General features: G+C 48.7%; 22 protein-coding genes. All 22 read left to right on the top strand.

All coding sequences use genetic code 11. From position 1 onward, the window contains the following. Positions 1-41 precede the first annotated feature (41 nt). Positions 42-1,097, top strand: coding sequence for a ParM/StbA family protein (locus tag P9J64_14425; protein MDG5469523.1), 1,056 nt, complete (start codon positions 42-44; stop codon positions 1,095-1,097). A gap of 362 nt (positions 1,098-1,459) precedes the next feature. Then, the gene (rnr, locus tag P9J64_14420; GenBank protein ID MDG5469522.1) at positions 1,460-3,628 is read left to right on the top strand and encodes a ribonuclease R; all 2,169 of its coding nucleotides are present in this window, start codon (positions 1,460-1,462) and stop codon (positions 3,626-3,628) included. Positions 3,629-3,732: 104 nt separating this feature from the next. Then, positions 3,733-4,722, top strand: coding sequence for a bifunctional riboflavin kinase/FAD synthetase (locus P9J64_14415; GenBank protein MDG5469521.1), 990 nt, complete (start codon positions 3,733-3,735; stop codon positions 4,720-4,722). Beyond that, positions 4,709-5,584, top strand: coding sequence for a shikimate dehydrogenase (gene aroE, locus P9J64_14410; protein ID MDG5469520.1), 876 nt, complete (start codon positions 4,709-4,711; stop codon positions 5,582-5,584). Before P9J64_14415 ends, aroE begins: the two co-directional genes overlap by 14 nt. A 200-nt stretch (positions 5,585-5,784) precedes the next feature. Further along, the gene (pilB, locus tag P9J64_14405) at positions 5,785-7,485 is read left to right on the top strand and encodes a type IV-A pilus assembly ATPase PilB (protein MDG5469519.1); all 1,701 of its coding nucleotides are present in this window, start codon (positions 5,785-5,787) and stop codon (positions 7,483-7,485) included. Positions 7,486-7,648: 163 nt separating this feature from the next. Continuing rightward, positions 7,649-8,767: a PilT/PilU family type 4a pilus ATPase gene (locus P9J64_14400; protein ID MDG5469518.1), complete on the top strand. Its 1,119-nt coding sequence runs from the start codon at positions 7,649-7,651 to the stop codon at positions 8,765-8,767. A gap of 103 nt (positions 8,768-8,870) precedes the next feature. Next, positions 8,871-10,085 carry a type II secretion system F family protein gene (locus P9J64_14395; GenBank protein ID MDG5469517.1) on the top strand — a complete coding sequence of 405 codons (1,215 nt, stop codon included), beginning with the start codon at positions 8,871-8,873 and terminating at the stop codon, positions 10,083-10,085. Positions 10,086-10,162: 77 nt separating this feature from the next. Continuing rightward, positions 10,163-11,851 (top strand): ATP-binding protein, encoded by a 1,689-nt coding sequence (locus P9J64_14390; GenBank protein ID MDG5469516.1) that lies wholly within the window; start codon positions 10,163-10,165, stop codon positions 11,849-11,851. A gap of 231 nt (positions 11,852-12,082) precedes the next feature. Next, positions 12,083-13,477, top strand: coding sequence for a sigma-54 dependent transcriptional regulator (locus P9J64_14385; protein MDG5469515.1), 1,395 nt, complete (start codon positions 12,083-12,085; stop codon positions 13,475-13,477). A gap of 243 nt (positions 13,478-13,720) precedes the next feature. Further along, positions 13,721-13,948 carry a prepilin-type N-terminal cleavage/methylation domain-containing protein gene (locus tag P9J64_14380; protein ID MDG5469514.1) on the top strand — a complete coding sequence of 76 codons (228 nt, stop codon included), beginning with the start codon at positions 13,721-13,723 and terminating at the stop codon, positions 13,946-13,948. Between the two features lie 30 nt (positions 13,949-13,978). Continuing rightward, on the top strand, positions 13,979-14,362 hold the full coding sequence (locus tag P9J64_14375) for a hypothetical protein (GenBank protein ID MDG5469513.1): 384 nt from the start codon (positions 13,979-13,981) through the stop codon (positions 14,360-14,362). Between the two features lie 73 nt (positions 14,363-14,435). Continuing rightward, positions 14,436-15,242, top strand: a complete 807-nt coding sequence (locus P9J64_14370; GenBank protein ID MDG5469512.1) for an ABC transporter permease — start codon at positions 14,436-14,438, stop codon at positions 15,240-15,242. Then, positions 15,239-16,114 (top strand): hypothetical protein, encoded by an 876-nt coding sequence (locus tag P9J64_14365; GenBank protein ID MDG5469511.1) that lies wholly within the window; start codon positions 15,239-15,241, stop codon positions 16,112-16,114. The genes P9J64_14370 and P9J64_14365 overlap by 4 nt, the downstream gene beginning before the upstream one ends. Further along, positions 16,104-17,000 (top strand): ABC transporter ATP-binding protein, encoded by an 897-nt coding sequence (locus P9J64_14360; GenBank protein MDG5469510.1) that lies wholly within the window; start codon positions 16,104-16,106, stop codon positions 16,998-17,000. The genes P9J64_14365 and P9J64_14360 overlap by 11 nt, the downstream gene beginning before the upstream one ends. Before the next feature lie 8 nt (positions 17,001-17,008). Further along, positions 17,009-18,805, top strand: coding sequence for a hypothetical protein (locus P9J64_14355; GenBank protein MDG5469509.1), 1,797 nt, complete (start codon positions 17,009-17,011; stop codon positions 18,803-18,805). Continuing rightward, positions 18,784-19,629 carry a decaprenyl-phosphate phosphoribosyltransferase gene (locus P9J64_14350; protein ID MDG5469508.1) on the top strand — a complete coding sequence of 282 codons (846 nt, stop codon included), beginning with the start codon at positions 18,784-18,786 and terminating at the stop codon, positions 19,627-19,629. The genes P9J64_14355 and P9J64_14350 overlap by 22 nt, the downstream gene beginning before the upstream one ends. After that, on the top strand, positions 19,626-20,669 hold the full coding sequence (locus P9J64_14345) for a glycosyltransferase family 2 protein (protein ID MDG5469507.1): 1,044 nt from the start codon (positions 19,626-19,628) through the stop codon (positions 20,667-20,669). The genes P9J64_14350 and P9J64_14345 overlap by 4 nt, the downstream gene beginning before the upstream one ends. Next, a complete protein-coding gene (locus tag P9J64_14340) occupies positions 20,624-21,394 on the top strand; it encodes a glycosyltransferase family 2 protein (GenBank protein MDG5469506.1) in 771 nt (256 codons plus the stop codon). Before P9J64_14345 ends, P9J64_14340 begins: the two co-directional genes overlap by 46 nt. Before the next feature lie 93 nt (positions 21,395-21,487). After that, entirely contained in the window at positions 21,488-22,501 is a 1,014-nt protein-coding gene (gene galE, locus P9J64_14335) for a UDP-glucose 4-epimerase GalE (protein ID MDG5469505.1), read from the top strand. A 173-nt stretch (positions 22,502-22,674) separates the two neighbouring features. Then, positions 22,675-22,803, top strand: a complete 129-nt coding sequence (locus P9J64_14330; GenBank protein MDG5469504.1) for a hypothetical protein — start codon at positions 22,675-22,677, stop codon at positions 22,801-22,803. 270 nt (positions 22,804-23,073) lie between these two features. Then, a complete protein-coding gene (locus P9J64_14325; protein ID MDG5469503.1) occupies positions 23,074-23,955 on the top strand; it encodes an ABC transporter permease in 882 nt (293 codons plus the stop codon). Positions 23,956-24,076: 121 nt separating this feature from the next. Further along, positions 24,077-24,162: IS1595 family transposase (locus tag P9J64_14320; protein ID MDG5469502.1), on the top strand; the 86-nt coding region annotated here is incomplete at its 3' end.

The raw sequence follows: 24,162 nt of genomic DNA, 5'->3' as shown, positions 1-24,162 counted from the left end.
CGATGATTATGGTTGGGGGCTCCCTGAAGAAGGAGGAATGAGTGGAAACTCTGGGAATTGATATCGGCTTCGGTTTTACGAAGGCGACAGATGGCAAACGTGACCTGGTTTTTAAATCTGTTCTGGGTGAATCGACAGATATACAGTTTCGCGACGAGATGATTGCTGCACCTGGTGAAGATGAAAAACATCTGCAGATCGAGGTCGACGGCAAATCTTATTTTGTCGGTGAACTTGCTGAGAGGCAAAGTAATGTACGTTTCTTTACTCTCGACCAGGCCCAGTTTATAGGGAAGTTTGCCAAGGTCTTTGCCCTGGCGGCTACGGCTCAAATGGTTAAAGGCTTTGTCCCCGTTAACCTGGTGACCGGTTTGCCGATCGGCTATTACCGGCAGTACAAGGATGAGTTGGCCAAGCTCCTTGTCGGCGAGCACAAGGTAACCGTGATTGATGCCGACGGTAAGCAGGACGAGAAGTCGCTCAGCATCAACAAAGTTCGTGTTGTACCGCAACCCTTTGGTTCTCTTTTCAACATGATGCTCAATGACCTTGGTGAAATGGGTGACAAACGTCTGATCAAGGATAAAATCGGTATCATCGATGTCGGTTTCCGTACCTCCGATTACACCATCTCTGACAAAATGCGCTATTCCGAACGAGGTAGCCGCACCACGGATTCTGGTATTGCCAGGGCTTTCAATGTGATTGCGACCAAGTTGCGTGAGAACAGCGGTATCAATGTTGAACTCTACCGTCTTTATGAAGCGATTGATGAAGGCAGTATCAAGATCAGAGGCAAGGTCTACGATCTTAAAAGTTTGACAGATCAGGTTTTCAGCCAGCTGGCGACATCGATCGCCAATGAAGTTGATCGTCTCTGGGTCGATGACTGGGATATCGATGCCATGGTTATCACTGGTGGCGGTGGAGCGGTCCTGGCTAAATATCTCAAGCCGCTTCTCAATGGCGAGATCATGGAGACTGACCCTGACCTGGATATGCGGCTTTACAATGTGCATGGCTATCGCAAATTCGGGCAACACCTCTGGGCCCGTGGCAACACCCCGCCTAAGGCACCGGCAGCGCCTACAACTTAAATGCTTCCGATACGCCCCCATTTTTTGGGGGCGTTTTTATTGGTCAGGAACTATCCCCGAACGGGTGCTGCCCGTTGTTTAAATGATTATTGATGAAAGGGAAGGCCCCTAAACAGACCCTGCCTTAAGTGGAGGCGCAGAAACCGCAGAGGTCAAATTTAACGAAAGCCTTTATGCTCACTCTGCGATCTCTGCGCCTCGAGTGAGCAGAGCGAACGGGCTAGAATCTGTTCATGTTTTTCCGGTTTCACGTTTCTGTAGTATGTTTATTGAAGCGAAGTTGATAGCTAGCAGCCTGTCAGACAGGTTGCTAGAATAATTATTGACAATAATCCCCTAAGCAGAGACAAACCACAGGCAATATGAACAAAATGGATTTCAACGACATCCTCGAGTTATTGCAGAAGCGTGCCAATCGTCCTCTGGGCCTTAAAGAGCTCCAGTCGATGCTTGATCTGAGCGCTGGTGAGCGCAAGCTGCTCGGCAAGAGCCTGAAAGACATGGTTCGGGACGGCTCTCTGGTGCAACTGAAAGGGGGAAAGTTTGCCTTGCCGCATAAGGTAAACCTAGTCGTTGGAACGATCTCTGTGCACCGCGACGGTTACGGTTTTGTTTCTCCGGCTGATGAGAACGCCCAGGATGTTTTTATTCCCGCTCGCCATCTTCGTCCGGCGATGCATGGCGACATGGTGGTTGTGCGCCTGGAACGATCTGCACGAACCGGAAAGCCCGAAGGTCGTGTGATTCGTGTTGAGAAGAGGGCGCATAGAACTCTCGTTGGCCGGTATCAGCTGGAGCATGGAGTCGGTTATGTTTCTCCTGTTGATTCCCGTCTTCAGGATGACATCCTGATCCCTCCCGGCGCCTCCGGTAGCGCTCGTCAGGGACAGATGGTCCTGGTTGATATTGAAAACTACCCGGGTCGCTCGCGTGGTGCTGTTGGTCGCATCACTGAAGTCATTGGTGACGCGACCGATCCTGAAGTTGAGATCAAGATTGCGGCCATCCAGTTCGGCCTGCCTTATGAATTTTCTGCTGAAGTGCTCGCCGCGGCAGGCAGAGTTCCTCTGCAGGTTTCTAACGAGGATATCGCCGGACGCGAAGACCTGCGTCATGTGAATTTCGTGACGATTGATGGTGAAACAGCGAAAGATTTCGATGACGCGGTCGCCGTTGCACGGAGCGCTGATGGCTACCGTCTCTGGGTAGCGATTGCTGATGTTGCTCATTACGTTACCGTTGGCAGTGTGATCGACAAGGAGGCTCTTGAACGCGGCACCAGCGTCTACTTCCCCGGGACCTGTCTGCCGATGCTTCCCGAGGCTCTGAGCAACGGCATCTGTTCTTTGAACCCACAGGTCGATCGACTGGTGATGGTCGCTGAGCTTGATTTCGATTCGACTGGCAAGCGTGTCGGAATGCGCTTTTGCCAGGCGGTTATGCATAGCCGGGCTCGTTTGACCTACACCACGGTTGCTGCGATCCTTGTTGAGGAGGACACGGACGCTCGTATTGAGCATGAAGTCCTGATTGACGATCTTGAACTCATGCGTGAGCTTGCCGAGTTACGTATCGCTTGTCGTCATCAGCGCGGTAGCCTGGACTTCGACCTCCCTGAGGCCCAGATCATTCTGGATCTGCGGGGGCGTCCGGAAAATGTTATCCGGACCGAACGCAACCTGGCGCATCGATTGATCGAGGAATTCATGTTGGCGGCTAATGAGGCGGTCGCTCTTTGGCTGGTGCAACAGCGGGAGCCGATGATCTTCCGGGTTCATGAGTCTCCAAGTGAAGGGAAGATGGCAGCCTTTCAGGAGTTTATTGCCTACTTCAATCAGGGGATTTCTTTGCCGGTGGAAGGTGTTAAGCCGAAGCTCCTGCAGGAATTTCTTGAGCGGGTGGCTGGTCAGCCGGAAGAGCACGTTATTAATCACGTCCTGTTGCGGAGTTTGCCGCAGGCTTACTACTCAGTGAATAACCTGGGTCATTTCGGTTTGGCCGCTGACAACTACTGCCATTTTACCTCACCAATTCGGCGCTACCCTGACCTTATGGTCCATCGTGTCCTGAAGAAAAAGCTGGAGAAGGGGTCGTTGGCAGGGCCGCTGAGTGAGTTGCCATTGGCTGAGATTGCTCAAATTTCTTCAGTTACGGAGCGACGGGCAATGGAGGCTGAACGGGACATCGTCAAGCTGAAAAAATGTCAATTTGTTACAGATAAAGTAGGCGAAAAATTTTCTGGCATGGTAACCTCGGTGCACGCTTTCGGCTTCTTTGTCGAATTGCATGAAATCTACGTTGAAGGGCTGGTTCATGTCTCCAGCCTGGAGGACGATTTCTATCAATACGAAGAGGAACGTCATCGCTTGATCGGTATGAATCGCAGGCGTGAGTTCAGCATCGGTTCCCCGGTTGAGGTGTCTGTTCATAAGGTTGATCTTGACCGCCGTGAAATCGATTTCCGTCTAGTTGAAGAAAAACACCCGGTACGAGGAACGCGGCGCGAGGGGCGCGGCAAAAGAAAACGCTAAGGATAATGTAAACTGTGAGGGACCGTTTCCGAACAAGGCCGTCCTCTTTAAACGATAGGTTTCAGGAAGGGGCCTCCGCCATTCGGAGGTAGCCCGATATTGCAATGCAGGTAGTCAGAGATCTCAATAATTTTCCAGAAAGACCTTGCCGGACGGTTCTGACGATCGGCAATTTTGACGGTGTCCATCTTGGCCATCGAGAGATCTTTCGGCGCGTCGTTGCCAGAGCGCGCGAGTTGAAGGGCAAGGCTGCAGTGGTGACCTTTGAGCCGCATCCGCTACATATGCTGGCGCCCGAGAAGGCCCCGCTGCGTTTGAACACCCCTGAAGAAAAAGTTCGTCTTCTTACTGCTTCCTGTATCGATCTACTGGTCGTCCTCAACTTTAATAAGCAACTTGCCGAAATGTCCGCCGAAGATTTTGTCCGTGATCTGCTCGTTGGCAAGTTGGGCGTCAAACACCTGATCATCGGTTATGACTATGCTTTTGGTCGCAATCGTGAGGGCAATGCCTCTTTCCTTGAGGAGAAGAGCCGGGAGTATGGATTTACGCTGGAAGTTCTGGAGCCGGTCCAGGTTTCGCAACAGGTGCATAGCTCAACGGCCATCCGGGAAATTCTGAAAGATGGCAGGGTTGCCGATGCGGTGAACGTTCTCGGTCGTAATTATACTCTCGATGGTGTTGTTGTTCACGGTGACGGGCGAGGGCGAAAACTCGGTTTCCCGACCGCGAACCTCTCTACAGAAAAGGAGCTCCTTCCTTGTGATGGCGTCTATGCCGTCAAGGTGAAGTGGCGTGATCGTTATTTCAATGGCGTTATCAATATCGGCCATAGACCAACTTTTTCCGGGGAGAAAACAACGCTGGAGATTCATCTCCTCGATTTTCAGGGTGATCTTTATGCGGAACGATTGAGAATCTACTTTGTTGACCGACTGCGCGGCGAACGGAAATTTGCCTCGGTTGACGCGTTGCAGGAAGCGGTCCTCATGGATATTGATCGGGCCCGCGGTAAATTGGCAGACGCACAGGTTGTTGAATATCGAGAATACCTCGATTGTGGTGATAACGTCAGGCCCAGTGGAGCGAAGTGATATGCAGGTGAGCGGCAAGACAGATGTGGTGGGCATCTTTGGTGATCCGGTAGCACATTCCCTTTCGCCATGTATGCAGAACGCGGCGATTAAGGCCAGTGCCCTGGACGCGGTATACGTGCCATTTCACGTCACCGCGGCACAGTTATGTGACGCTGTGAAAGCAATTCGTGCCATGTCGATACGAGGAGTCAATCTGACCATCCCGCACAAAGAAGCTTCCTGCCACCTGGTCGATGAACTTGATCCCTCGGCGCAAATGATTGGTGCGATCAATACAATCGTTAACGATAACGGCCGCCTCAAGGGTTACAATACAGATGGCCTCGGCCTGTTAAAGGCTCTGAAACAGGAGCTTGGCTGCGATGTGGCTGGTAAGCGGGTCCTCTTGCTTGGGGCCGGTGGCGCATGTCGTGCTGCTTTGGTTGCTCTTTGTCAGGCAAAGGTGTCCTGGGTCGGGATTGCCAATAGAACGCGTAACAGGTCGCAAAAACTGGTCGAAGAGTTCTCCGGTAAGTTTTCAGGCACGGCTTTTGCTGAGTATGAACTGGGCACATCCTTGCTGAACACATGTGACGAGCCGGTTGATTTACTGGTTAACACCACGGCAGTTGGCCTCAAAGGGGAAGACTTCGGTTTTCCGGTTGTGGATTGCCTCAAGCCCCGTGGTGCCGTGTTTGACATGGTCTATACTCCTGAGCCGACGGTGTTGCTTGATCAGGCGAGGAAGTGTGGCCTGGCCGCCGCCGATGGTCTGGGGATGCTCGCAGCACAGGGTGAGGCCGCATTTGCTCTCTGGTTTGGTCAAGCTCCTGAGCCGCTTGTCATGCGCCGGGCCCTGGATGTGTCAGATGAGATTTGATTTTTGATTCCAGCGGGTTACATGGTATCTCGCTTGACAGGCCTCTTGCGCTTTCGCTAGAATGCCAGAATTGTTTTTATTGTGAGGCTGTCTGCTTTGACAGCCGGTATAGAGGGATTGGGTGTCGGTGTCAGATAATGCTTTAAGTTGTAGACCTTTATCAGACCCGACGGGCTTCCGGGGGAAGAAGATTATTTTTTATGGCTGCTAATCGTCTCGGCGAACTTCTGGTTCGCAACAAACTGATTGACGAACAACAACTTACCAAGGCTCTTGAAGAACAGAAAGCCACTGGTGGCCGACTTGGTGCCAGTCTGGTTAAACTTGGTTTCTTGAAAGAAGAAGACCTCGCGGCTTTTCTGTCACGTCAATATGGCGTCCCGTCGATTAATCTCAGTGAATTTGAAATCGATGAAAGCGTCATCAAGTTGATTCCTGCCGAAGTCGTGCAGAAGTATCAGCTGATTCCGGTCAACCGCGCAGGCTCGACGCTGATCGTCGCCATGGCCGACCCTTCCAATATCTTCGCCATCGACGATATCAAGTTCATGACCGGCTATAACGTCGAAATCGTTGTCTCTGCCGAAAACAGCATCAAGTCCGCTATCGATAAATATTACGACCAGAGCGCGTCCTTCGATGATGTCATGGGCGACCTTGATGATATTGATCTTGAGGTTATTGACGACGATGATGAAATTGATACCAGCGAGCTTGAAAGATCCAGTGAGGATGCTCCGGTTGTCAAGCTGGTCAACCTGATCCTTACTGATGCGATCAAAAAAGGCGCCTCCGATATCCACGTCGAACCCTACGAAAAATCATTCAGGGTCCGTTACCGTATTGACGGTGTTCTTCACGAAGTTATGAAGCCACCTTTGAAGCTCAAGAACGCTCTGACTTCACGTATCAAAATCATGTCGGAGATGGACATCTCTGAACGACGTTTGCCTCAGGATGGTCGTATCAAGATTAAACTGCCCGGGGGCAAAGACATGGACTACCGCGTCAGCTGCCTGCCGACCCTGTTTGGCGAAAAGATTGTTCTGCGTCTGCTCGATAAGTCGAACCTGCAGTTGGATATGACCAAGCTCGGTTACGAAGAGCAGTCGCTGAAATGGTTCAAGGAACAGATCCACAAGCCTTTCGGAATGGTTCTGGTGACCGGGCCAACGGGTTCTGGTAAAACCGTTTCCCTCTATTCCGCTCTGGGTGAATTGAATACGCCTTCGGAAAACATCTCAACAGCTGAAGACCCTGTCGAGTTCAACTTCGCAGGTATCAACCAATGTCAGATGCATGAAGAGATAGGTCTTAACTTCGCGGCTGCACTGCGTTCCTTTTTGCGACAGGATCCGGATATCATCATGATTGGTGAGATCCGTGACTTTGAGACGGCTGAGATCGGGGTCAAGGCCGCACTGACTGGTCACTTGGTCCTTTCCACGCTGCACACCAATGACTGCCCGAGTACTGTCAACCGTCTTCTCAACATGGGGATCGAACCCTTCCTTGTGGCTTCCGCAGTCAACCTGATTACCGGCCAGCGTCTTGGCCGTCGCCTTTGTCAGGAATGCCAGGTGCCGGAAGATATCCCCAAAGAGACACTTGTTCAGGCCGGTGTCCCCGAAGACCAGGTCGATAGTTTTAACAGCTACAAGGGTGAGGGTTGTGTAAAGTGTAATGACACGGGCTACAAAGGCCGGGTCGGTTTCTACCAGGTTATGCCGATGTTCGAGGAGTTGCGCGAGCTGATTCTGGCTGGTGCCAACACTGCAGAGCTGAAACGTGAGTCGATGCGTCTTGGCGTCAAGACCATGCGCCAGGCGGCTCTGACGAAGATGGACGAGAGAATTACCTCGTTTGAAGAAACACTGCGCTGCACCATCGCTGACGACTAGACTCCGGTAGCGGGTAGCGCGTAGCGCGAGTATAAAAAACTTGCGAAGCTTTTAGAGAACTGCTCATTACGGCTTCGTCGGAACAGATCAAACAAGGGGATTATCCCTAAAAATGTCCGCGCCACGCGCCACGCGCCACGCGCCACACTGTCCCAGGTGAATTATGTCAGATTTTTCGATTCAACAAATGCTCAAGCACATGGTGGAGCTCGGCGCTTCTGACCTCCATATCACGACTGGAACGCCGCCGCAGATTCGTGTCAATGGCAAGATGACACCGATGAAGATGCGCTCCTTGTTGCCATCTGACACCAAGAACATCTGTTACAGCATCCTGACCGAAACCCAGAAACGCAAATTTGAAGAGATCAACGAACTCGATTTCTCTTTCGGCGTCAAGGGACTGGCCCGTTTCCGTGGCAATGTCTTCGTCCAGCGTGGTGCTCTCGCTGGCGTTTTTCGCCTGATCCCTTACAAGTTCCTTTCCTTTGAGGAACTTGGCCTGCCGCCGGTTATCAGGACTATTTCCAATAAGTCGAACGGTCTCGTTCTTGTGACAGGCCCAACCGGGTCAGGTAAGTCCACCACTCTGGCTTCGATGATTGACAGGATCAACTCAGAACGTGAAGATCATATCGTCACGATTGAAGACCCGATTGAATACCTGCATCCGCACAAAAAGTGTGTCGTCAATCAACGGGAAGTTGGTTCAGATACCCATTCCTTCAAAAATGCCCTGAAGTACATTCTTCGTCAGGATCCGGACATAGTCCTGCTTGGCGAGTTACGTGATCTGGAAACGATCGAAGCTGCACTGACAATCGCAGAGACCGGTCACCTTTGTTTTGCCACGCTGCATACCAACGGTGCGGTGCAGACGATCAATCGTATCGTTGATGTTTTCCCCACGAATCAGCAGCAGCAGGTGCGAACCCAACTCTCGTTCGTTCTGGAAGGTGTCCTCTCGCAAACCTTGCTGCCACGTATGGATGGCAAGGGGCGGGCGCTGGCTCTCGAAATCATGGTGCCGAATACAGCAATTCGTGCCCTGATCCGTGATGACAAGGTTCACCAACTTTATTCTCAGATGCAGATGGGCCAGGAAAAGTACGGCATGCAAACGATGAACCAGAGCCTCTTCTCTTTGTACCATACGAAAAAGATTACCATGGATGATGCTCTGTCCCGCTCATCGGATATTGAGGAACTCAAAGAGATGATGGCCAATCCTAATGCGGCTCTCAAGCGAGGAGTTCAATCCGGTACTGGTGCGAAAAGGTAGGAGCAGGGGCTGGATGCTGGGGGTTGGGGGCTGTTTTAAGGCGGACAAAGTAAATTCAATAATTTGTGATTTTATAACGGTTTAATAACTGACGAGGTTGATCATGGGTAAATTTAAATGGGAAGGCACGACAAAGTCCGGTCAGTCCATGAAAGGGCAGATGGATGCCCCTAATGCTGAGGCTGTTCAGGCTCAACTTCGTCGTCAGGGGATCTCTCCCGGGGATATCAAGGAGGCTGGTAAGGGTTTTGATATGGAGATCAAAATCCCCGGATTTGAGCCGAAGGTTACCACCAAAGATATCGTCGTATTTACCCGTCAGTTCGCCACCATGATCGATGCGGGTCTGCCGCTTGTGCAGTGTCTCGATATCCTGAGTAAACAGCAGGAGAATAAAACCTTTAAAGCAAATCTTACTCAGGTCAAAGAAGATGTAGAGGCCGGTTCAACTTTTGCCGATGCCTTAAAAAAACATCCCAATGCCTTTGATACTCTCTATGTCAACTTGGTTGCTGCTGGTGAGATTGGCGGTATTCTCGATACCATCCTAAATCGCCTTGCGGCTTACATCGAAAAGGCTATGAAGCTGAAAAAACAGGTCAAGAGCGCAATGACATATCCGGCAACGATTATCGGTATAGCTGTTATTGTCATTGCTGTTATTCTGGTTTTTGTTATCCCCCAGTTTCAATCTATGTTTGAGTCCTTTGGCCAGCAATTACCGTTACCGACCCGCATTGTTATTGCCATGAGTGCCTTTATCCAGAGCTATATTTTTGTGATTGTTGGTGGTTGTTATGGAACCCTTTGGATTTTAAAGCGTATTTACAAGACGCCTAAAGGCCAGCTATTTATGGACGCCTTTTTCCTTAAGTTGCCTGTTATGGGCATGCTGATTCGTAAGGTTGCCGTAGCCAAATTCACTAGAACCCTAGGCACCATGATCTCCAGTGGTGTGCCGATTCTAGACGGTCTGGATATTGTCGCCAAAACGGCAGGTAACAAGATCGTCGAGAATGCAATTTACAAAGTGGCTAAGAGTATTAGTGAAGGTAAAACAATTGCTGAACCATTAGAACAATCAGGCGTTTTTCCTGCGATGGTTTGCCAGATGATTGCTATTGGTGAGCAGTCCGGCTCTATTGATACCATGCTTAATAAAATCGCAGACTTCTATGACGATGAGGTTGATGATGCCGTAGGTAACCTCACGGCGATGATGGAACCGTTGCTGATGCTTTTCCTCGGTACCACGGTTGGAGGTCTGGTTATCGCCATGTACTTGCCTATCTTCCAAATGGCCGGTGCGGTTGGATAAAACATTCCAGAGCCATTGCCAGATTAACAGAATAACAGTCCCTCTCCGCCATTTGTCCCGGGGACAGGTATCTTCCTATGGCGGCAACGCCTGTACAAATTGACGTTCATAGCGTGCCACGCAGATTTCTGTCGTGGTATCTTGCCGTTCGTTTGGCTGTTGTCTGCCTTTTCCTTGGTGGTACAATATTTTATCAGTTGCAGCAAGGCTCATGGGCCTCTTCTTCTGCTGCACGTTATCTAACGTACCTTACTCTCTTTGCTGTCCTGCAGACGATTGCGTCGGGCTTTATACTGTTACGATTAAAACACTATCGGAACTTTATTAATGCTCAACTCAGTTGGGATCTCCTTTTTGTCGTTTTAATTCTTTACCTGACCGGTGGCGTCGAAAGCCTCTACTCTTTCCTTTTTATCCTGGTTATCATTGCCTCGAGTATTTTCTGCCCCAGACCTCAGTTGTTGTTGGTCGCTTCCGCTTCTTCTATTCTTTACGGCAGCTTGCTTGACCTCCAATACTATGGCTACCTGCCGGTCGTTACGGGAACTCTAGATTCTAAAGACCTTCAACATTACGATGTTTTTTATGCCGTTTTCTTGCATGTAGGTGCATTTTTCTTGACGGCCTTATTGAGTGGCGCTTTGGCAGAGCGGTTACGTCGCAGCGAAGAGGCACGAGAAAAACGGGAGATTGATTACGGCGAACTCGAACGCTTGAATCAGGCGATTTTGACTAATATCAATAGCGGTTTGATGGTTGTAAATGCTGCCGGACGCATTCGCTCTTTCAACAGCGCGGCAAGCAAAATCACCGGTTATAGTTTGGAAGAAGTTTATAACCGCCCAATCGAGGAGATCCTTCCGGAGTTTGGCCCCTTTGACCCTGTTGGCATGGTTGATGTTGAGCGTGGAGAGACTGATTACTTCAAAAACGAAAAAGAAGTTTTGACCTTGGGGTATTCAGCCAGTCGGGTTGTTGATAAAAATGATTACTTTTTGGGCCTTTTGATTGCTTTCCAGGATTTAACGGAATACAAGGCTCTTGAAGAACAACTTAAACGCTCCGACCGTCTGGCAGCTGTTGGTCGCCTGGCGTCGGGGCTGGCACACGAAATTCGCAATCCCCTGGCATCGATCAGTGGTTCGGTGCAGTTGCTTCTCGAAGATGAAAAAGTCAGTGAGGAGGATCGCCTCTTGATGAACATTGTTGTCAAGGAGGCCGATCGTTTAAGCTCGTTGCTCAGCGATTTTCTCAACTTTGCCAGACCATCGGCTTTGCAGCTGGAGTTGATTGATATATCGGCGTTGCTTGATGAATTGATTGCATTAATTAATGCAAGTGGTCAATTCCAGGGTATAGCCATTGAAAAAGACTATCAGGGGCCGATTCAGATGAATGTTGACCCCCAGAAGATGCATCAGGTTTTTTGGGACCTTCTTATCAATGCCGGTGATGCTGCCAGGCCTGAGGGCAGGGTACGGATTGAAGTTAATGCAGCACAAGGTGAAATCGTCATTGAGGATACCGGTGCAGGTATTGCCAATGTTGATCGGGACAGGTTGTTTGAGCCCTTTTTCACGACGAAAGATAAGGGGACAGGTCTTGGCTTGGCAAACGTTTACGCAAATGTTGAAGCGCACCGGGGGCGGATTTACGTAGAGCCCGGAAATCTCGGTGGTGCGAGGTTTATTGTAGAGCTTCCTGAACAATGTCGAATGGCTTCTTCTCCTATCGTTGAAAAAGGGGGATTGGAGACTCGGGGCTAGAGGCTGGAGTTTGCAGAATATGTAGGATGTGCTAAGGGACGAATCGCTTTGATCAATATCCTAAACAGGCTTTTTATGTTTAACAGGGATAAAGGGGTTGAATAGGATAGAACAATATCGAAAGCTTTTGGTCTTACCTATCCCATTTATCCCCTTCATCCCTGTAAATTAAGTGTGTTAATTGTTTAAGCTTGAGTTTGCACCTGTCCACTACAAAGGAGTTGTTTACATATGAGCGCAAAACAAAATAAATATCGCATCCTGATCGTCGACGACGAAGAAAGTATGCGTGATTTTTTAAGTATTATGCTTCATCGCGAAGGTTATCACGTCGATACCGCCGTGGATGGTTCACAGGCTGTTGCTCATCTGCGTGACCACAGCTACGATCTGGTTATATCGGACATTCAAATGCCGCGTATGACAGGCCTGGAATTGCTCGCCCACATCAAGGAGCGCACACCAGAAACAGTTGTTTTGATGGTGACGGCTTTTTCAACGACGGATGAAGCCGTGGAGGCCATGAAGCAGGGAGCTTATGATTACATAACCAAACCCTTCAAGAATGAAGAGATCCGCCTTATTGTTAAAAACGCCCTTGAACGTCGTGAGCTGCGCCAGGAAAATCTGGCACTGAAAGAGGAGTTGGGACGACGTTTCTCTTTTGAAGGGCTGGTTGGCAAATCGAAGGCGATGCAGGGTGTCTTCACAATGGTCAAAAAAGTCGCAGCCAGTCCTGTTAAGGTCCTGGTGACCGGTGAATCTGGTACTGGAAAAGAACTGATTGCAAGAGCGATTCATTACAACAGCGACCGTCGTGAAGGTCCTTTTGTGCCGATTAACTGTGGCGCTATCCCTGAGAATCTTCTGGAAAGTGAACTCTTCGGACACGAAAAAGGCTCCTTTACAGGAGCGATAAAACAGAAGCAGGGTTTATTCGAAACCGCCGCTGGCGGGACAATCTTTCTTGACGAAATTGGCGAGTTGCCTGCAATGATGCAGGTTAAACTATTGCGTATTCTGCAGGAGAATGAGTTCCGTCGGGTGGGTGGAACAAAAGATATCAAAACAGACGTACGTGTTCTGGCAGCGACCAATCGTCACCTTGAGGACGCTGTTAGCGAAGGCTCTTTTCGTGAGGATCTTTACTATCGCTTCAACGTTATTCGTGTCGATTTGCCACCGTTGCGACAAAGGCGCGAAGATATTCCGGTCATGATTGATTTTTTCTGGGAGAGATTTACCGGAGAGGCAGGAGTCAAGGTGGCCGAGGATGCCATGCGCCGTTTGATCGACTATCATTGGCCGGGCAACGTACGGGAACTGGAGAATGTTATTGAACGTGCTACAGTCTTGGGTAGAGAGAATGAGATAACCCTCGACTGTCTTCCGCCAAACCTAGTGACCGGGATGTCCTCATCTGTGACACCCCTGACCGATATCCCTGATGCTGGCATGGATCTGGACGCTTACCTCGGTGAAATTGAGAAAGAGATCCTGGTTAAGGCCCTTCTCAAGACCGATGGTGTGCGAAAGGGAGCTGCGGGGCTTTTAGGGATCACCTTTCGCTCAATCCGTTATCGGCTCACCAAGTATGGCTTAGGTGACGATGACTCAGAAGAGTGACACGGCGTGACCAAATTTGTCACTTAGGGTGTCACTCCCTGTCCCTTGTAGGCAAAACGGAGCCCCCACCAGCACTCGTTCATCCCCTCCGATTGCTTTATTTTCTGGCGTTGAGGGCTTTCCTTTTTTGTTTTACTGTGGTTAAGCTTATTGGCACAGTGATTGCTTTATTAACTTCGCGAACGGTAGAAAATCGTAAAAATATACATGGACATGATGTCCACATTCGAAAGGAGAAAGATTATGCTTAAGAAGTTTCGCAAGTCCCAAAAGGGTTTTACCCTGATCGAGTTGCTGATCGTTGTTGCGATCATTGGTATCCTCGCTGCTATCGCTATCCCTCAGTTTTCTGCTTATCGCCAGAAGGCTTACAATAGCGCGGCCAACAGCGACCTGAAGAACATCAAGACAGGCTTTGAGGCTTACATGGCCGAGACCCAGAGATACCCGGCAGCTCTCAATCAGCGCTAATTAATCTAACTAAAAACGGAGGATGAATAAATGAAAAAGATAGTTTTTCTTACCATGGTGATGATACTTGCTGTTAGTGGCTACGCCTTTGCCGACGGAGCAGCTCTTGCTTCGAACACTGTGACGACAACTGACGGCATGCAAATTTACGGTGGTGTTGATGCTGCTGACGCTGCTCGTACCAATGGCGTGTTGCTTGGTAAAATGTCTAAGGGCGTCAGCTTTAGGTCTGCATACTTAGTCGGTGGTTTTTCTGCAGCGACATATCATATGAGCGGCAGTAAGTCTTATGGCACGGCCCACAACTCCACAGCAATCTTCTTCCAAGATATCGGCGATCAGGCCGCTGCCGGTGCGTGGTCATTGTCTTCGGCTGACAACGGCGCGTTCGGTGATGCCTGGACTTCGATGTAAGCTGACATCCTTTCACTTAATACTGAAAGCCGGCGGGATTGACTCCCGTCGGCTTTTCCTTTAGCATCCACCTATGTTTGACCAATTCATAATCCTTACCAAATGCCATTTGCAGGGTATTCTGAGAGACCGCGTACTGTACGGTGTCTTAGGCGTTTCTGTTTTTATGATCCTTATGATTCCCTCCATGAGCAGTTTCTCTATGCGTCAAGTTCAGGAGCTTTCGATAACTCTTTCCCTCTCAGTGATTTCCGGGACCTTGTTGGTGACCACTCTGTTGCTAGGTGCTTCCTCAGTCTGGCGCGATATCGAGCGTCGTTATCTCCACTCGATACTGACTCTGCCGATCAGTCGCGCAACTTTTCTTGTCAGTAAGTTCTGTAGCATCCTCCTCTTCCTGACACTGTCTACCATGGTGCTCGGTATGGGCTGTGCGGTAGCCATTAAGCTGGCCTCATCTTCTTATCCGTCAGATATTCCGATTCACTGGGGGAATATTCTGTTGACGATAGGTGGAGACCTCTTCAAGTACATGTTGCTGACTGCCTTTTCTTTACTGTTATCTTCCCTTAGCACTTCATTCTACCTGCCTTTTTTTGGTACCTTGGTCATCTATTTCTGTGGGTCAGCCTCTCAAGAAGTTTATGAGTACGTAACCGGTGAATTTGGCAGCGGTATGTCTCTAATGGCGATCTCAGCTGTTAAAGGTGCATATTATCTTCTGCCTAACTTTGCTGCCTTCGATTTCCACGTGCATGCTGTTTATGGTCTGCCGGTGTCACTCACCGGGCTATCGTTAACCATGTTGTATACTTTAGTTTATACTGGCATCCTTCTGTTGCTTGCAGTGGTTAATTTCGAAAGAAGAGAGCTACCATGAACAAGCGCCTGTTCTTCGGTGTTCTGCTTGTGATCTATGTCTTATTGATCATACCTTTTGTCAATTTACAGAAAAATAGACCGATAGAAGTCAAACTGGGGTATCTCCCGCATGCGCAGGTTTTGAAGGTAATCAGCGGTGAGCACCGTTCGTCAGTTGCCGGGATGCTTGTCATGCGTGTGTTGTTTTACTTCGGGTCAATTTTACAAAAGTTCCAGGATAATGTAATTGTCTCTCCAGAATTCCTGAATATGTACCGGACTATCCGGTCTATTGTTGCTCTTGATCCATATAATATGGACTCTTACTATTTCGCCCAATCTGTGTTTACATGGGATCTTGGACGTGTTCAAGAAGTTAATGCACTTCTTGAGCAGGGCGCTAAATATCGTACCTGGGATCCATATATACCTTTCTATCTCGGTTTCAATTACTCCTATTTCCTTAAAGATTATACAAAGGCAGCAGAATATATGCAGTCTGCCGCGGAGCTCTCGGGGAACCCGCTGTATGCACAACTTGCCGCACGCTATTTTTACGAATCCGAACAAGCTGCTTTGGGGCTTGCCTTTCTGGAAACGATGATAAACAACGCCCGGGATAAAACTGTACGCAGGAATTATGAACTGCGCCGTGATGCATTGCTTGCAACCTTGGCCATCGAACGCGCGCGAGATGCCTATCGTGAGCGATACGGTGCCATGCCGATAGATCTTGAGCAACTACTTAATTTTGGGTTGTTGTCAGCAGCACCTGATGATCCCTATGGCGGAAGCTTCTATCTAGATGAGCGTGGACGGGTTCGCACCACCAGCGAACTTATTCAACATGAGTCGATGTCTGATGAAAACGGGAACGCTTATGGCGATTGAGATAAAAGGCTTGTCCAAGACATTCCGTGGTAAAAAACGACAGCGAGTAGAGGCTCTCAAGGATCTCAGCTTATTAGTGGCTGAAGGTGAGGTGTTTGGTTTTTTAGGGCCTAACGGAGCAGGGAAAAGCACCACGATCAAAACACTGGTCGGCCAGATTAATCCGACCTGTGGTTATGCCCGCATATTCAATCAACCTGTGTCTTCTCCTAAGACGCGGCTCAAGGTCGGATACTTGCCAGAAAATCCCGCTTTCTACGACTACTTAACTGCTCGGGAATATCTCGGCCTAGTCGGCCGCAGTTTCAGCATGTCTGCGGCAAAAATTGCCCGTGAGTCGGAACGTGTACTTGAGTTGCTTGATCTGGCCGATTCTGCGAACCGCCCTGTCCGCGGTTACAGCAAAGGTATGGTGCAGCGCCTGGGTTTGGCTCAAACCTTACTTCACAATCCGGAACTGTATATTCTTGATGAACCGATGAGTGGTCTTGACCCAGTGGGGCGTGCCTTAGTTAAGCAGATCATGTTAGACCTTAAGCGGCGGGGGAAAACAGTATTTTTCAGTACTCATGTTATAGCAGACGTCGAGGCGGTCTGCGATCGAGTCGGAATTGTTGCCAAAGGTGAATTGCGCACTGAGACTGCCGTCAGTACGATCATTTCCAAAGGTGTAGATGGTTACCTTGTCCGTCTTGAGCAGGATACTCCCGTAAGTTTGCAAGAATATTCCCTTGAACATATTCCGGCTGATTCACCAGAACTGTTTGTTCCCTGCAAGAAGTTGAGCGTCTTTATGCGGCAAGTGGATGAGGCTGGTTGTGCAGTGCAAATGATTGAACCACACCGCAAAAGTCTGGAAGATTTTTTTCTGAAAATAATCAAATAGGGAAATTCGTGAAGTTTAAATGCTGGCATGCTATTGCGTTCATTACTTGTGTTGTCTGGATTGTTTATTACCCCGCACTGTCAGCCCCCCTCAACTCTGTTGATGATTTGCGACTGGCCCATGATTTGCTCAATCGCTCCGAGTTTACTTGGGGTGACTTCTGGATTCCTAAATCTAAAAGCTATTTTCGACCGCTTGTTAACTCTTCATTTATAGTTGATTCCTTGGTCTGGGGCTTTGAAGCCTCGTTTGTGCATTTGGAAAATGTCTTGCTTCACTGGCTGAATACTTTGCTTGTTTATTGTGTTGCAATGCAGGTTGCCCAGCGTAAGGGCCTGAACACGGTGGCCATCCCGACCATCGCGGCCTTATTCTTTGGACTACATCCGATCAATACTGAAGCTGTGATTTGGGTGGCTGGGAGGGCAGATCTGCTCGCCACCACCTTTGTGCTTGTATCTCTGGCCTGCGCAATTAAGTTCTACAATAGTGGCGTTGTTACTTGGTGTGTTGCTGCGGTTTTTGCGTTTTTTGTTGGTTCTTTGGCCAAGGAGACATCACTCTTTCTGTTGCCGGGTTTATTCATTATGGGGTGGCTTGTATGTAAAGAATCGCTGATTATGCCGAAGGCATTTCTGGTAAACAAGGCTTTCCTGCCTGCTTTGGGTTGTCTGCTCAGTGCAGTAATATATGCTCTCTTGCGCGTGTCGGTATTACGGGATAGTGATGCTGGAGTGCGCCAGGTCTCTCAGGTTTTATCTGGCTCTTACAGTCCTGGAGTAAGATCTTATAGTGAAGGCCTTGATTTTACTGGCTGGCTGGAATCATTAGATATTGCTCTGCGTGGCGCCGGTTTTTATGCCTGTAAGCTGGTGCAGCCTTTTCCTCTTAATTTTGGTATCATTGAGGTGCCTGATTGGTATTTCTGGGTCGGGTGTCTTCTTGTCTTCTTGATAACTATTCTTCTCCGGCGTTTAACCTGGGAGGGGAGTTTTGTGTTGATCGCAATGAGTCTTACTTCTGTCGCGCTATTGGTGGCTATGGGGAATATTTCATGGACACCATTTGCAGAACGTTACATGTACGCTCCAGCAGCAATGCTGGCAATTAGTGGCAGCCTTGTCGGGGGAGAGTGGTTGCGAGACAAAGGCTATGGTGCTTGGCAGCTATCTATAGGTTTAGGGGTTGCGAGTCTCCTCCTGTTTTGTGCTGTAGCGGTTTTTCAACGCGGAATCGTTTGGCAGGACAACTTGACACTATTTACTGACACGGTCAAAAAATCCCCCGGATTTGCCTTAGGGCGTAACCAGATGGCCGAGGCCTTATGGAAAAGGGGCCGGAAACAAGAAGCTCTCGAGATCCTCCGTGAACTGAAAATCCCCGACACGCAGGTCGCTTTTTTGAACAAGGTGCTGATATTGATGGAGGAGGGGCGCCTTGAGGAGGCCAGGGAGTTCCTCCTGGAAAATCTCAATAAATCCAGTACCAATGGATATCATACGGTAATACTTGAACGTTTGATTGTTGTTGTCGAACGATTGAGCGTGCAGAGCACCTCTCTGGCCCTCCGTGATACCTATAATGATGAAATTGTAAGCTACCTAGAACAGCTGTGGCGACGAACGAAAAAGCCATTTTACCTTTACCGCCTCGGTCAAAAGCATTTGGAATGGGGTAATTGTTCTGCTGCCCAGGTGAGTTTTTCCCTAGCCTATAGTGAACTCCCTGATAACTCGATCTACAAGGAACCGGCACGAAAATTGGCCGAAAGTTTGAAGGGGAAATGCATCCAATCAGTATGGTAAAAATACTTCGCCTTCATCAATGGTTGAAAAATCTGATGTTGTTCTTCCCTCCCTTTCTGGGTGGGGCGTTAATGCAACCCGGTATGGCACTGCGCGGAATAGTGCCTTTTTTGGCTTTTTCCCTCGCTTCAAGTGCGACCTACATCTTCAATGACCTGAGAGACCAGGAGCGCGACAGGCAACACCCGACAAAATGTCGACGACCGCTTGCTTCTGGTGCATTGAGTAAGACTCAGGCAGTCGTACTGATGGTCATATTGCTGTTCGGCAGCGGTCTTCTAGGGAGTCAGATCTCCTCCCGTTTCCTTGTTTATGTCGGGCTCTACCTATTCTTCTCCGGGTTTTACTCATGGACCCTGAAGGACTGGCCGATCGTCGATGTTTTCTGTGTTTCGCTCGGTTTTGTGCTGCGGCTTTATGCCGGAGGTGAAGCTTTTGGTGTCTATATTACTGACTGGCTGTTCCTGACTGTTTTTCTGCTTTCATTGTTTCTGAGCCTGGGTAAACGGCAAAGTGAGAAAATCAACCTTGGTGAGAAGGCTGGACACCATCGCCGAACGCTTGAAGTCTACCCGGATGGTTTTTTGGAAAATGCCATGTTCCTTTGTGGCGGATCTGTGATCGTTACTTACTCGGTCTATGCTTTGAGTCGGCCGTATATGGTCTATACCGTGCCGCTCTGCATGTTCGGCCTGCTGCGGTACCTCTTCCGGGTCAAGTCCGGGAAGAGTGGCGACCCGACCAATGCCTTGCTGAAGGACTTGCCACTTCTGGTCGTCGGATTCCTCTGGGTCGTCTTGGTGTTCTGGAGCATATACCAGTGAACAAGGTCTATATTCTGCTGCTTAATTGGAATAACTGGCCAGATACTGTCGAGTGCCTGGAAAGCCTTCTACGTATTGATTATTCTGATTTCAGAATTGTCGTCTGCGACAACGGCTCGTCTGATCATTCCTTGGAACACATTAAAGATTGGGCCGACGGGAAAATTGATGTTCTGGTCCTGGGTGAATTGCAGCGTTACTCTTTCCCACCTGTTGATAAACCTGTCCATTTTTCTGAACTTGACAGGAAAGCTGCGGAAACACCTGACAACGAGAGTGAGGAGTCCGCTTCGCTGACCTTGATTCAAAATGGGGCAAACCTTGGTTTCGCTGGTGGTAATAATGTCGGTCTCAGATATGCGTTAGGCAAAGAAGATTGTGATTTTGTCTGGCTTCTGAATAATGACACTGTTGTCGATCCGGGCGCCCTTAAGGCCTTGGTAGGTCGTTTGAAGGATAAAAAGGCGGCTGGCATGTGCGGCTCAACCCTTCTGGAGTATGATCGCCCCGAGAGGGTCCAGGCTCTTGGGGGAGCTTATTATAGCAGATGGTTTGCTTATGCCTGGCATCTGGGGCGCTTCAGAAAGAGGAGTGAGAGAGTCGATCCTTCACGCATTGAATCCTGGATGGACTACGTGGTCGGTGCTTCGATGCTAGTTTCCAAAGCATGTCTCAAGGAGGTCGGTTTGATGTGCGAGGATTATTTCCTTTTCTTCGAAGAAATCGATTGGGCAATGCGTGCCAAGCCTTTGTTTTCACTGGCCTTTGCTGCAGACAGTCTGGTCTATCACAAGGTGGGGGCGTCTGTTGGCACTAGTAGTCATCCTGGCAGGAAGAGTATTGTTTGTGATTTTTGCAATATACGCAACCGGTTGTTTTTCACTTGGAAATTTTTCCCATGGGCACTGCCTACAGTTTATGTCAGTCTCGTAGGGACTCTACTGAGTCGCGCCTTATTAGGGCAGTGGGATAGAGTACGGATGATTCTCTCTTTATGCCTGAACTTTCGTTCCGCCAAGTTGCCAGTACCGGAAGCCTAGTGACAGGGATAGGTAAAATAACTGTGATTACTGCCGTGTTGAATGCGGTAGATTCCATTGAAGAAACCATCAAAAGTGTATTGGATTGCTGCTATGAAAATCTTGAATACATTATTATTGATGGCATCTCTACCGATGGAACTCTCGATGTAATTGGGAAGTACCAAGAGAGGCTAAAGGCCTGGGTGAGCGAGAAGGATCATGGCGTATATGATGCCATGAACAAGGGATGGGCGTTAGCGGACCCGGAGAGTTGGGTGATTTTCCTAGGAGCGGGAGACCGATTATTGTCGTTGCCAGTAAGCTTGGATGCGCCGCGTGAGCCCTACAGCGTTCTTTACGGGAATGTTAGTTTGGAAAAGCAGTTAGTGTTTTATGCCGGTGTCGATTTCCGATTGAGACTCTACAATACATTGCATCACCAGGGCCTGCTGATTCCGAAAAGACTCCATCCCGAACCGCCATTTGATACAATCTATCGGTTGTACGCGGATTTTGATTTCAACCAGAGGTTGTACAAGCGTAATGTAAAATTCTTTTTCGAACCTGCCTTACAAGGTTATGCAGCACCAGATGGCCTTACCGAACGTTTACAGTTGCAAGAGTTAACGCAGATCGTCCGTAAAAATTTTGGATTTTTCTGGTGGGGGTTGTCTCTTGCAGGGTTCACCTTGGTAAGGTGTTTGCCCTTTTTGAGAAAATATCGGACGATAAAAAGTGTTTAATGGCGTTATAAATTACGGGTAGGGATGCGAAGATTAGACAGGCGGAAGCAATGTCAGGGTTTATTAGGCCAATAACGTTGAGCAGGTGTTTAAGTGCCAGCAAATAACATTCTCGTTACCGGTGGTGCCGGTTATATCGGAAGCCATACCTGTAAGGTTCTGGCTGAATCCGGTTATCGACCCGTGGTCTACGACAACTTGGTTGCCGGCCATGAATGGGCTGTGAAGTGGGGTCCTTTAGAGATCGGCGATATAGCCGATCGTGACCGCCTTGATGAAGTCATTGAGAAGTACCAACCCTCAGCCGTCCTGCATTTTGCTGCCTTCGCTTATGTCGGAGAGTCTGTTGAGAACCCGGGCAAATATTATCGCAACAATGTTGCAGATACCTTGACACTGCTCGAAACAATGAGCGACCATGACATCGATAAGCTCGTCTTTTCAAGTACCTGCGCTACCTATGGTGAGCCGCTACAAGTGCCGATTGCTGAAGATCATTCGCAGAACCCGATTAATCCGTACGGCATGAGCAAATTGATGGTGGAAAAGATGATCAAAGATTGTGGCTCGGCTTATGGGTTGCGGTCTATAACTTTACGCTATTTCAATGCTGCAGGTGCCGATCCGGATGGAGATATTGGAGAAGATCATAACCCTGAAACACATCTGATACCTATATTGCTTGATGTGGCGGCTGGCAAGAGACTTCATGTTACAGTGTTCGGTGAAGACTATCCGACTTACGATGGCACCTGCATTCGTGACTATATCCATGTCACCGATTTGGGCCAAGCACATGTTGTGGCTCTTCAAGAATTAGAACGATTGGAAACGCTGAGAGTCACATGTTCCCCTGCTCGAGCTTACAATTTAGGCAACGGTCAAGGGTTTTCAGTCAAAGAAGTGATTGAGGCTGTTGGTGAGGTTACGGGAAAAACTATCCCGGTGCAAATCGGCGAGCGGCGCCCAGGTGACCCGCCTATTTTGGTTGGAGACGCCACCCGAATTTGTCAGGAGCTGAATTGGCAACCACAATATAAAGACCTCAAAGCGATAATTGAAACAGCATGGCAATGGACGAGAAAAAGGGAGCGTTTAAATCTCTGAATAGACTCAATAAATAACTCAACGATTTAGTGTGGCGCAGATTAACACTGAATGGGCATGTTTTAGAGCCCAAATACCGATCTTAGATTTATATTTTGGTCAGAGCACATCGAGAAAATCAACGTCCAATTTGTTTGTTATCTTTTGAAATACAACTTATGCAATGAGGGGTTATGAAAAAGAAGTCTCTGGAGGTGAGGCTGGAAAATTCCCGCGGTAAATTTGATCTGGTTCTAGAAGGTCAGGAGCCTTTGCGCTCAGCAATACAAGAAATTCGTGGCGACCTGTCGGCCAAGTTATAAAACAGCACTTTTCTGATCATTGCGCTGAATCAGAATATCGATGGCTTTGACGATAACCTGGCGGCAAAGCTCTATGGGCTGATGACAAACTGAGCAATAAGTTTGTTCCTGTTACCGTAGACCTTTTAGCACATCGCGACTATACCGAAGTGCCTTCGCACATTGAAAGCTGCTACTAACTTAAATCGGTTTAACAAATCAACGCTTCAACTGGTTACTAATCCTCTTTCCTCTTGCTGATAACAATTAAATAACAACGGTTTCCAGAAAATGAGAAATTCAACCATTCATCAAGTCAACGATTCAACCGCCCCTATCCAATGGACCAAGACCATCCGTCCTGTCTCAGGTTGGTTTGATCTCCAACTCAGTGAATTATGGAGCTACCGCGACCTGATCATGCTCTTTGTGCGCAGGGATTTCGTGGCGATCTACAAGCAGACCATCCTTGGCCCCTTGTGGTACTTGATCCAGCCGGTTATGACGACCCTGATCTTTACAGTGATTTTCAGCAAGGTTGCCAATATTTCTACCGATGGACTGCCCCCAGTTATGTTTTATCTCTCCGGTGTCGTCGCGTGGTGTTATTTCGCCGACTGTTTGACGAAAACCTCCAACACGTTCGTCGGTAATGCTCATGTTTTTGGCAAGGTTTATTTTCCGAGATTGACCGTACCGCTGTCTGTGGTGATCAGCAACCTGATTGCCTTTGCCATACAGTTGGTTCTATTCGCTGGTTTCTGGCTTTACTTTTACGCCAAAGGCACTGCAATTCAATTACAGTTTGCCGCGCTACTCATGCCGTTCTTGGTCCTGCAGATGGCTGCCTTGGGTCTTGGTTGCGGCATTATCGTCTCCTCACTCACCACCAAGTATCGTGACCTGACTCAACTGGTAGGTTTCGGCGTGCAACTCTGGATGTATGCAACTCCGGTTGTCTACCCTTCTAGTATCCTCCCCGAAAAATATCAGTGGCTGATGGCGCTCAATCCTATGGCACCGATCATCGAAGCCTTCCGTTATGCTTTCTTGGGTGTTGGTACCGTGGATATCGGCAGCATCGTGACGAGTGCAGTGATGACTCTGGTGCTGCTTTTCGTGGGGGTGGTTTTGTTCTCGCGGATTGAGAAGAGTTTTATGGACACGGTTTGACGCGGAGCGTCAATAAATGAAAAATGAAACGTTAAAGTTGAAAAGAATTTTAGTTGTTAAAAGTTAAACGTAAAAAATAAGGGGCTGTCCTAGATAACTGAATTTCGTCTAGGATAGCAGTATGCGTAAAAGTCGTTTAAGTGAGTCCAAACAACAACGCTTAATTGAGCTCTTTATTTCAGGGTCAACGGCCCGAACAGCCGCTGC

The organism is Deltaproteobacteria bacterium IMCC39524 (assembly GCA_029667085.1).
Classification (GTDB): Bacteria; Desulfobacterota; Desulfuromonadia; order Desulfuromonadales; family BM103; genus M0040.
This window is presented reverse-complemented; position numbering and strand designations above follow the sequence as displayed.